Below are 9,112 nucleotides of genomic sequence, written 5' to 3'. Positions count from 1 at the left end.
GGGCCGGGGGACGCGGAGGAGCCTGCCGGTGGACCGGGGGCTCGTACGCGGGAGTCCGGCGGTGGCCATACGCTCGTGGGGTGAGCAGCGAGAAAACCGCCCCCGGCAGCGGTACGGACACCACCGGCAGCGGTCAGGACAGCACCGGCGGCAGCCCGGAGGGCCACGAACGGCGCACCCTGGGTCCGGCGACGATCCTCCCCGACGAGTCCGCCCGGACCGCCGAGCCCGTCCAGTACGACGAGGGCTTCGCGACCGTGGTCGGCGTGGGGCCGCACCCGGAGCCCTGGCCGCAGGACGAGCGGTACGACCCCGAGCTGCTCGCGCACGGTGACCGGCGCAACGTCGTCGACCAGTATCGCTACTGGACCCGCGAGGCGATCGTCGCCGACCTGGACACCCGTCGCCACGACTTCCACGTGGCCGTGGAGAACTGGGGCCACGACTTCAACATCGGCTCGGTCGTCCGCACCGCCAACGCCTTCCTGGCCAAGGAGATCCACATCGTCGGCCGGCGGCGCTGGAACCGGCGGGGCGCGATGGTGACCGACCGCTACCAGCACGTGCGCCATCACCCCGACACCGCGTACCTCACCGCCTGGGCGGCCGCCGAGGAGCTGCCGATCATCGGGATCGACAACCTCCCCGGCGCCGTCCCGCTGGAGACCACGGAACTGCCGCGGCGGTGCGTGCTGCTCTTCGGGCAGGAGGGGCCGGGGCTGACCGAGGAGGCCCGGGCGCACGCCTCGATGGTCTGCTCGATCGCGCAGTTCGGCTCTACCCGCTCGATCAACGCGGGGGCGGCCGCCGCCATCGCCATGCACGCCTGGATCGGCCGCCACGCCCGCATCGAGCCGCCCGCCTAGGACACGCTCCAGGCACTTACGCCTGGCGTCGCACCTCCACCGTCCGGAACCGGTTGGCCACGAACGCCGCGTCGCACAGGGCCGCGTTCGCCGCCGGATTGCCGCCGGAGCCGTGGAAGTCGGAGAACGCCGCGGTCTGGTTGACGTACACCCCGCCCGTGAGGTTCAGCGAGAGCTGGGCGCACTCCTCCAGACAGGCGTCCTCGACCAGGCGCTCCACCTCCGGCGAGGTGGTGTACGCACCGACGGTCATGGCGCCCTTGTCCCGCAGCGTGCGGCGCAGCAGCTCCACCGCCTCCGGTGTGGAGTCCACGGCGACGGCGAAGGAGACCGGGCCGAAGCACTCCGAGAGGAAGGGGGGCTCGGCGTCCGCGGCCTCCCACTGCTTCCGCTCGCCGTCGGCCTTGACCATCACTGGCGTACGGACCGTGGCGCCGGGGAACTCCGGGTGGGTCACCTCGCGGGAGGCCAGCGCGACGTCGCCGAGGTCGGGGGCTGCCGTGATACGCCCGCCCACCTGCGGATTCACGATCGCGCCCAGCAGGGCGTTGGCGCGGGCGTCGTCGCCGAGCAGGCCCTGGACGGCGCCCGCGAGGTCATCGACCACCTCGTCGTACGTCTTCGGGCCGGCGTCCGTGCTGATGCCGTCCCGGGGAATGAGGAGGTTCTGCGGGGTGGTGCACATCTGGCCGCTGTAGAGGGACAGCGAGAACGCCAGGTTGCCGAGCATGCCCTTGTAGTCGTCCGTCGAGTCGATGACGACGGTGTTGACGCCGGCCTTTTCCGTGTACACCTGCGCCTGGCGGGCGTTCTCCTCCAGCCAGTCGCCGAAGGCGGTGGAGCCGGTGTAGTCGATGATGCGCACCTCGGGGCGGAGCGCGAGGATCTTGGCGAGGCCCTCGTCGGGGCGGTCCACGGCGAGCGCGACCAGATTCGGGTCGAAGCCGGCCTCGGCGAGCACCTCGCGCGCGACGCGGACGGTGAGGGCGAGCGGCAGAACGGCTCGCGGATGCGGCTTGACCAGCACAGGATTGCCGGTGGCCAGGGAGGCGAAGAGGCCCGGATAGCCATTCCACGTGGGGAAGGTGTTGCAGCCGATCATCAGGGCGACGCCGCGCGGGACGGCCTGGAAGGTCTTGCTGAGCTCCAGCGGGTCGCGCTTGCCCTGCGGCTTGGACCAGGGGGCCTCGCCGGGCGTGCGGGTCTGCTCCGCGTACGCGTACGCCACCGCCTCCAGGCCGCGGTCCTGGGCGTGCGGCCCGCCGGCCTGGAACGCCATCATGAACGCCTGGCCGCTGGTGTGCATCACCGCGTGCGCGAACTCGTGGGTGCGGGCGTTGATCCGGGCCAGGATCTCCAGGCAGACCGCGGCGCGGGCCTCGGGCCCCGCGTCCCGCCAGTCCGGGATCGCGGCGCGCATGACCGGCAGCAGGACATCGGGGTCGGGGTGCGGATAGGTGATGCCCAGCTCGATGCCGTACGGCGAGATCTCCTCGCCGGACCAGCCGTCGGTGCCGGGCTGGTCCAGCTCGAAGCGGGTGCCGCGGAGGGCCTCGAAGGCGGCCTTGCCCTCGGGCGCGGCGTCCTCGCCGTACGCCTTGGGGTGCTCCGGGTGCGGGGACCAGTACGCCCGGCTGCGGATGGTCTCCAGTGCCTGGTCGAGCGTGGGGCGGTGCTTCTCGATCAACTGCGTCGTGGTCGGGTCGGCGGCCATCGTGGACCAACTCCTCGTCGAGCCGGGCTGGGAGCGGACGGGCATCGGGAGCTAGAGTAACCGAACGATCGGTCGGGGCAAGGGGGCCCGGAAAGCCTGTGGAAAACTCCGCGGGGGCGCCGGTCGTCACGGCGGGGCGCGTGGTGCGGGAGCCCGCTCCGCGCCCGCCCGCCGGCCGCCGGTCCATCCCGCTCCCTGGTCCGCTGTGCGGCCCCGTCCGGAAAGCTGCTGTAATCATGACCATGGCCAAGCGCGACACCTACACGCCCGATTCGCTGCTCGCGGTCGCCGTCGAGGTGTTCAACGAGCGCGGTTACGACGGCACGTCCATGGAGCACCTCTCCAAGGCGGCCGGCATCTCCAAGTCCTCCATCTACCACCACGTGCGCAGCAAGGAAGAGCTGCTGCGGCGGGCCATAAGCAGGGCGCTGGACGGTCTCTTCGGCGTCCTCCAGGAGCCGGGCGCGACCCAGGGGCGGGCGATCGAGCGGCTGGAGTACGTGACCCGGCGCGAGGTCGAGGTACTGATCGCGGAGCTGCCGTACGTGACGCTGCTGCTGCGGGTGCGGGGCAACACCGACACCGAGCGGTGGGCCATGGAGCGCCGCCGCGACTTCGACAACGAGGTCGCCGAGCTGCTGAAGGCAGCGGCCGCCGAGGGCGACCTGCGCCCCGACGCCGACATCCGGCTGGCGACGCGGCTGCTCTTCGGCATGATCAACTCGATCGTGGAGTGGTACCGGCCGGGCCGCGGCGGCTCGGCGAGCACCGAGGAAGTGGCCGACGCGGTGGTCCGTACGGCCTTCGCGGGCCTGCGCAACGAAGGCTGACGCCGACGGCCCCGTGCGGGCCGCCCGCGTCCCGCTCACCCCTCCGGTTCGAGATCCGTCTCCTCGAAGACCAGCAGCGTGCGGGTGCTCAGTACTTCCGGTATCGACTGGATGCGGGTGAGGACCAGCTCCCGCAGCGCCCTGTTGTCCTTCGTGTGGACCAGCAGCAGGACGTCGAAGTCCCCGCTGACCAGGGCGATGTGGGCGGCGCCCGGGAGTGCCTGGAGCGCTTCGCGCACCGTGCGCCAGGAGTTCTGCACGATCTTCAGCGTGATGTACGCCGACGCGCCCTGACCCGCCCGCTCCTGGTCCACCCGGGCGCTGAAACCGCGGATGACGCCGTCGTCCAGCAGGCGGTTTATCCGGGCGTACGCATTGGCCCGTGAGATGTGCACGCGGTCGGCCACGGACCGTATCGACGCCCGGCCGTCGGTCTGCAGCATGCGCAGGATGTCGCGGTCGACGGCGTCCAGTGGACGGACGGGGTGTCGTCCGGCGGGATTGACCATCTGTTCGTCCGACATGCCGTCCTGTCTCCCCTTCTTGGACGTCCTGACTCCATTCCAGGCTGTGCAGAACCGATTGTCCACAGGCTCGGCCCACCTGTAGCCAAAATGTGTCGGCAACCGAACAATCGGTAGGGAGGAGTCCGGCCCACCGGCCGGTCCCCCGCACCCGCAGTTTTCCCTCCAGTCGCCCGTCACCACCCCGTACGCGGCGCACAGCGCCACCCCTTCCACCGAGGAGGTGCCCCTCATGACGGTTCTCGAGCAGCCCGGCAGCAGCAGGCACGGCAGCACCGCGACCGGCGACCGCCCGGTCCCGCCGCCCGCCTGGCGGCCCCGCGTCGACCCCGGGCCCCTCCTGCCCGACGAGGAGCCGTACCGCCTGCTGGGCACGGACGCGGCGCGCGGGCTGGACGACGGCCTGCTCAAGCGGCTGTACGAGCAGCTGGTCAGCGGCCGCCGGTACAACACCCAGGCCACCGCCCTCACCCGACAGGGCCGGCTCGCCGTCTACCCCTCCTCCACCGGCCAGGAGGCGTGCGAGGTGGCCGCCGCGCTCGTCCTGGAGGAGCGCGACTGGCTCTTCCCCAGTTACCGCGACACCCTCGCCGCCGTCGCCCGCGGCCTGGACCCCGTGCAGGCGCTCACTCTGCTGCGCGGCGACTGGCACACGGGGTACGACCCGCGGGAGCACCGCGTGGCGCCGCTGTGCACCCCGCTCGCCACCCAGCTGCCGCACGCGGTGGGCCTCGCGCACGCCGCCCGCCTCAAGGGCGACGACGTCGTCGCGCTCGCCATGGTCGGCGACGGCGGCACGAGCGAGGGCGACTTCCACGAGGCGCTGAACTTCGCGGCCGTATGGCAGGCGCCCGTCGTCTTCCTGGTCCAGAACAACGGCTTCGCGATCTCCGTCCCGCTCGCCAAGCAGACGGCCGCCCCCTCGCTCGCCCACAAGGCGGTGGGATACGGCATGCCCGGCCGGCTGGTCGACGGGAATGACGCGCCCGCGCTCCACGAAGTGCTCGGCGAGGCGGTGGCGCGAGCGCGCCGCGGCGGCGGCCCCACGCTGGTCGAGGCCGTGACGTACCGCATGGAGGCGCACACCAACGCCGACGACGCGACCCGCTACCGCAGCGACGCCGAGGTCGAGACCTGGCGCGGCCACGACCCGATCACGCTGCTGGAGCGCGAGCTGGCCGAGCGGGACCTGCTGACGCCCGCGTACGTGAGCGCCACGAAGGACGCGGCGGAGGAGATGGCCGGCGCGCTGCGCGAGCGGATGAACGCGGACCCGGCGCTGGACCCGATGGACCTCTTCGACCACGTGTATGCCGCGCCGACCGGCCAACTGCGCGAGCAGGCGGACCTGTTGCGGGCCGAGATCGCAGCGGAAGGGGAGCACTGATGAGCACCGCAGTCGCCGCCGGGGGCACGACCGCGACCGAGCGCAGGCCCGCCACGATGGCGCAGGCCCTCACCCGGGCGCTGCGCGACGCCATGGCCGAGGATCCCACCGTCCATGTGATGGGCGAGGACGTCGGGCAGCTCGGTGGTGTCTTCCGGATCACCGACGGGCTCGCCAAGGAGTTCGGTGAGGACCGCTGTACCGACACCCCGCTCGCCGAGGCCGGCATCCTCGGCACGGCGGTCGGCATGGCGATGTACGGCCTGCGGCCCGTGGTGGAGATGCAGTTCGACGCGTTCGCCTACCCCGCGTTCGAGCAGCTCGTCAGCCATGTGGCGCGGATGCGGAACAGGACGCGGGGCGCGCTCCCGATGCCGCTGACGATCCGCATCCCGTACGGCGGCGGGATCGGCGGCGTCGAGCACCACAGCGACTCCTCCGAGGCGTACTACATGGCCACGCCCGGCCTTCAGGTGTTCGCCCCGGCGACCGTCGCCGACGCGTACGGCATGCTGCGGGCCGCGATCGCCTCGGACGACCCGGTGGTCTTCCTGGAGCCCAAGCGGCTGTACTGGTCCAAGGCCGACTGGTCCCCCGAGGAGCCCGCGCCCGTCGCGCCCATCGGACGCGCGGAGATCCGCCGCCCCGGGAGCAGCGCCACGCTGCTCACGTACGGGCCGTCGCTGCCGGTGTGCCTGGAGGCCGCCGAGGCGGCCCGGGAGGAGGGCTGGGACCTGGAGGTGCTGGACCTGCGCTCCCTGGTGCCGTTCGACGACGAGACGGTGTGCGCGTCGGTGCGGCGCACGGGGCGCGCGGTCGTCGTCCACGAGTCCACGGGTTTCGGCGGTCCCGGAGGGGAGATCGCCGCCCGGATCACCGAGCGCTGCTTCCACCACCTGGAGGCCCCCGTGCTGCGGGTGGCCGGCTTCGACATCCCGTATCCGCCGCCGATGCTGGAGCGGCACCACCTGCCCGGCGTCGACCGGGTGCTGGACGCCGTGGCGCGCCTGCAGTGGGAGTCCGACTGGACCGGGGGCGGCACCGAGGGGAGTGGCGCGTGATGGCCGAAGTACGCGAGTTCCCGCTGCCCGATCTGGGCGAGGGGCTGACCGAGGCGACCATCGTGCGCTGGCTGGTCGAGGTGGGCGAAGTCGTCGCCGTCGACCAGCCGGTGGTGGAGGTCGAGACGGCCAAGGCGATGGTCGAGGTGCCGTGCCCGTACGGCGGCGTCGTCACGGCCCGGATGGGCGCGGAGGGCGACGAAGTGCCGGTCGGCTCCCCGTTGGTGACGGTGGCGGTGGGAGCGGCACCGGACGCCGGGACCGAACGCGCCACGGACGGCGAGCGCGCCGGTAAGGCCGAGGGCTCGGGGAACGTACTGGTCGGGTACGGCACGAGCGCCCCGGCGGGGCGCCGGCGACGCGTACGGCCGTCGGACGCGGCCCGTACGACGGGTGCGGGCGGTCCGAGGGAGACGGCGGCGGTCGAGGAGACGGCAGCCGGTCAGCTGACGGTCCGGGAAGCGGACGTCCGGGAGGTCCCGCAGGATGCCGGCGGGGCGGGGCCCGTGCCGGTGATCTCGCCGCTCGTGCGGCGGCTGGCACGGGAGCACGGCGTGGACCTGCGCACGGTGCGGGGGAGCGGCCCGGAGGGACTGATCCTGCGGTCCGACGTCGAGCACGTGCTGCGCGGCGGGAAGCAGGCGGCCGCCGCCCCCGCGGAGCCCGGTGCCGTGGCCCCGGCCGGGGCCGAGCGGGTGCCGCTGAAGGGGATGCGGGGCGCGGCGGCGGAGAAGTTCGCCCGCAGTCGGCAGGAGATCCCGGACGCGACCTGCTGGGTGGACGCGGACGCGACGGAGCTGCTGGCCGTACGGCGCGCCATGAACGCGGGGCGCGGCGAGAAGGTGTCGCTGCTCGCGCTGCTGGCCCGGATCTGTACGGCGGCCCTCGCGCGCTATCCGGAGCTGAACTCCACCGTCGACACGGCGACGCACGAGATCGTTCGGCTCCCCGCCGTGCATCTGGGGTTCGCGGCGCAGACCGACCGCGGGCTGATCGTGCCGGTCGTACGGGACGCTCATGCCCGTACGGTCGAGGGGCTCTCCGCCGAGATGGCGCGGCTCACCGAGACGGCGCGCGCGGGCCGGCTCGCGCCCGCCGAGCTGACGCACGGCACGTTCACCCTCAACAACTACGGCGTCTTCGGTGTCGACGGTTCCACGCCGATCATCAACCACCCCGAGGCCGCGATGCTCGGCGTCGGCCGGATAGCCGCCAAGCCCTGGGTGCTCGAAGGGGAGTTGGCCGTGCGGCAGGTCGTACAGCTCTCGCTCACCTTCGACCACCGGGTGTGCGACGGCGGCACGGCGGGCGGCTTCCTGCGCTTCGTGGCGGACTGCGTGGAATCGCCGGCGATTCTGTTGCGGGGGCTGTGAGAGGCACCACCGCGGGTGCTGTGCGAGGCACCACGATCACGAACACCGGTACGGACGGGGTGTCGATCGCCCGGTGCCGGTGATACTCGGGGGGTGACGACCGACTACGACACCATCGTGCTGGCCGGGGGCGCGGCGCGCCGGCTCGGCGGCGCCGACAAGCCGGCCCTCGCGGTCGGCGGCCGGTCCCTGCTGGACAGGGTGCTCGCCGCCTGCCCCGGTGCGGCCCGCACTGTGGTCGTCGGGCCCGAGCGGCCGACCGCGCGCCCCGTGGTGACGACGCGCGAGGACCCGCCCGGGGCCGGACCGGTCGCGGCGCTGGACGCGGGCCTGCGGCACACCACGGCCGACACGGTGCTCGTCCTCTCCGCCGACCTGCCCTTTCTCACCGCCGGGACGGTGGACGCGCTGCTGGCGGCGGGAGCCGGACCGGGGCCCGGCGAGCCGCCCGGCCAGGCGGACGGGGCGCTGCTGGTCGACGGCGACGGGCGGGACCAGCCGCTCGTGGCGGCGTACCGGGCCGCGGCGCTGCGCCGCGCCCTTGAGACGCTGCGGGCCGCGCGCGGCGGGCTCGACGGGCTGCCGTTGCGTGCCCTGCTCGCCGAACTGACGGTGGTGCGGGTGCGGGACGACACGGCGGCGGCCTCGTTCGACTGCGACACCTGGGAGGCCCTCAGCGCGGCGCGCGCCCGGATCAGGGAGCATGGACACGTGTTGGACGAATGGATCACCGCAGTCAAGGCCGAACTGGGCATCGAACTCGATGTCGACACGGCCGACCTCCTCGACCTGGCGCGGGACGCGGCGCACGGCGTGGCCCGGCCGGCCGCGCCGCTGACGACCTTCCTCGTCGGGTACGCGGCCGCCCAGCAGGGCCTCGACGTGGCGGAGGTCAGCAGGCGCGCGGCGGCGCTGGCGAACCGCTGGGCCGCGGAAGCCGAAGCCGCGGAAGCCGGCGAAGCCGGGGAAGCGAAGGAATGATGCCCGGTCTTACGGGAGACCCCGGCGAATTCGACGACGCGCTCGCCATCGCCAACGCGGGGCGGCCCCGGCCACCGGAAGCCGCGCCCCGGACATCGGACGCCGCGTCTCGTACAGCGGACGCCGCACCCCAAGGCGCGGAGCACCGTGCCCGCGAGCGCTCGTCCGAACGTACGTGGATGGACCCGTGGCACGCGCCATGGGGCAACAGCCGCCACGAAACAGGGCCGGAGGCGGCGGCCGCGGCCCGTACCCCGGAGCCGCAGCCGCAGCCCGAGCCGCAGCCGCAGCCGCGGCCGGAGCAGGCGCCGCAGTCGGGCCCGGGAGGCCCCGGCTCCCCGGACCTCCCGGGCCCGACTGCGGCGCCTGCTCCGGC

8 protein-coding genes and 1 pseudogene are annotated in these 9,112 nt (G+C 73.5%); 7 read left to right on the top strand and 2 right to left on the bottom strand.

Annotated elements, in window-relative coordinates:
• Positions 1-179 precede the first annotated feature (179 nt).
• Positions 180-866, top strand: a complete 687-nt coding sequence (locus CCS38_RS34735) for a TrmH family RNA methyltransferase (RefSeq protein ID WP_263302906.1) — start codon at positions 180-182, stop codon at positions 864-866.
• Positions 867-882: 16 nt separating this feature from the next.
• On the opposite strand, the gene paaN is transcribed toward CCS38_RS34735, so the two are convergent.
• Positions 883-2,580, bottom strand: coding sequence for a phenylacetic acid degradation protein PaaN (paaN, locus tag CCS38_RS34730; RefSeq protein ID WP_223737607.1), 1,698 nt, complete (start codon positions 2,578-2,580; stop codon positions 883-885).
• Positions 2,581-2,816: 236 nt separating this feature from the next.
• Here paaN and CCS38_RS34725 point away from each other — a divergent pair, with 236 nt between their 5' ends.
• Positions 2,817-3,410, top strand: coding sequence for a TetR/AcrR family transcriptional regulator (locus tag CCS38_RS34725; RefSeq protein ID WP_223737606.1), 594 nt, complete (start codon positions 2,817-2,819; stop codon positions 3,408-3,410).
• 35 nt (positions 3,411-3,445) lie between these two features.
• Here the strand turns inward: CCS38_RS34725 and CCS38_RS34720 are convergent, their stop codons facing one another.
• Positions 3,446-3,934, bottom strand: a complete 489-nt coding sequence (locus CCS38_RS34720; protein WP_030259305.1) for an Lrp/AsnC family transcriptional regulator — start codon at positions 3,932-3,934, stop codon at positions 3,446-3,448.
• Positions 3,935-4,166: 232 nt separating this feature from the next.
• On the opposite strand from CCS38_RS34720, the gene pdhA reads away from it, so the two are divergent.
• The 5 genes and pseudogenes from pdhA to CCS38_RS34695 form a co-directional block, all read left to right on the top strand.
• Positions 4,167-5,321, top strand: coding sequence for a pyruvate dehydrogenase (acetyl-transferring) E1 component subunit alpha (gene pdhA, locus CCS38_RS34715; RefSeq protein WP_223737605.1), 1,155 nt, complete (start codon positions 4,167-4,169; stop codon positions 5,319-5,321).
• A complete protein-coding gene (locus CCS38_RS34710; RefSeq protein WP_223737604.1) occupies positions 5,321-6,382 on the top strand; it encodes an alpha-ketoacid dehydrogenase subunit beta in 1,062 nt (353 codons plus the stop codon). Before pdhA ends, CCS38_RS34710 begins: the two co-directional genes overlap by 1 nt.
• On the top strand, positions 6,382-7,755 hold the full coding sequence (locus CCS38_RS34705) for a dihydrolipoamide acetyltransferase family protein (RefSeq protein ID WP_223737601.1): 1,374 nt from the start codon (positions 6,382-6,384) through the stop codon (positions 7,753-7,755). The genes CCS38_RS34710 and CCS38_RS34705 overlap by 1 nt, the downstream gene beginning before the upstream one ends.
• A 93-nt stretch (positions 7,756-7,848) precedes the next feature.
• Entirely contained in the window at positions 7,849-8,736 is an 888-nt protein-coding gene (locus CCS38_RS34700; RefSeq protein ID WP_223737600.1) for an NTP transferase domain-containing protein, read from the top strand.
• Between the two features lie 179 nt (positions 8,737-8,915).
• Positions 8,916-9,112: pseudogene (locus CCS38_RS34695) on the top strand (NADH-quinone oxidoreductase subunit C); the annotation flags it as partial.

Origin of the sequence: Streptomyces purpurogeneiscleroticus (assembly GCF_020024005.1) — a bacterium.
Lineage (GTDB): Bacteria > Actinomycetota > Actinomycetes > Streptomycetales > Streptomycetaceae > Streptomyces > Streptomyces purpurogeneiscleroticus.
Note: the sequence above shows the minus strand (reverse complement) of the source record. Positions and strands in the feature narration are given on the sequence as shown.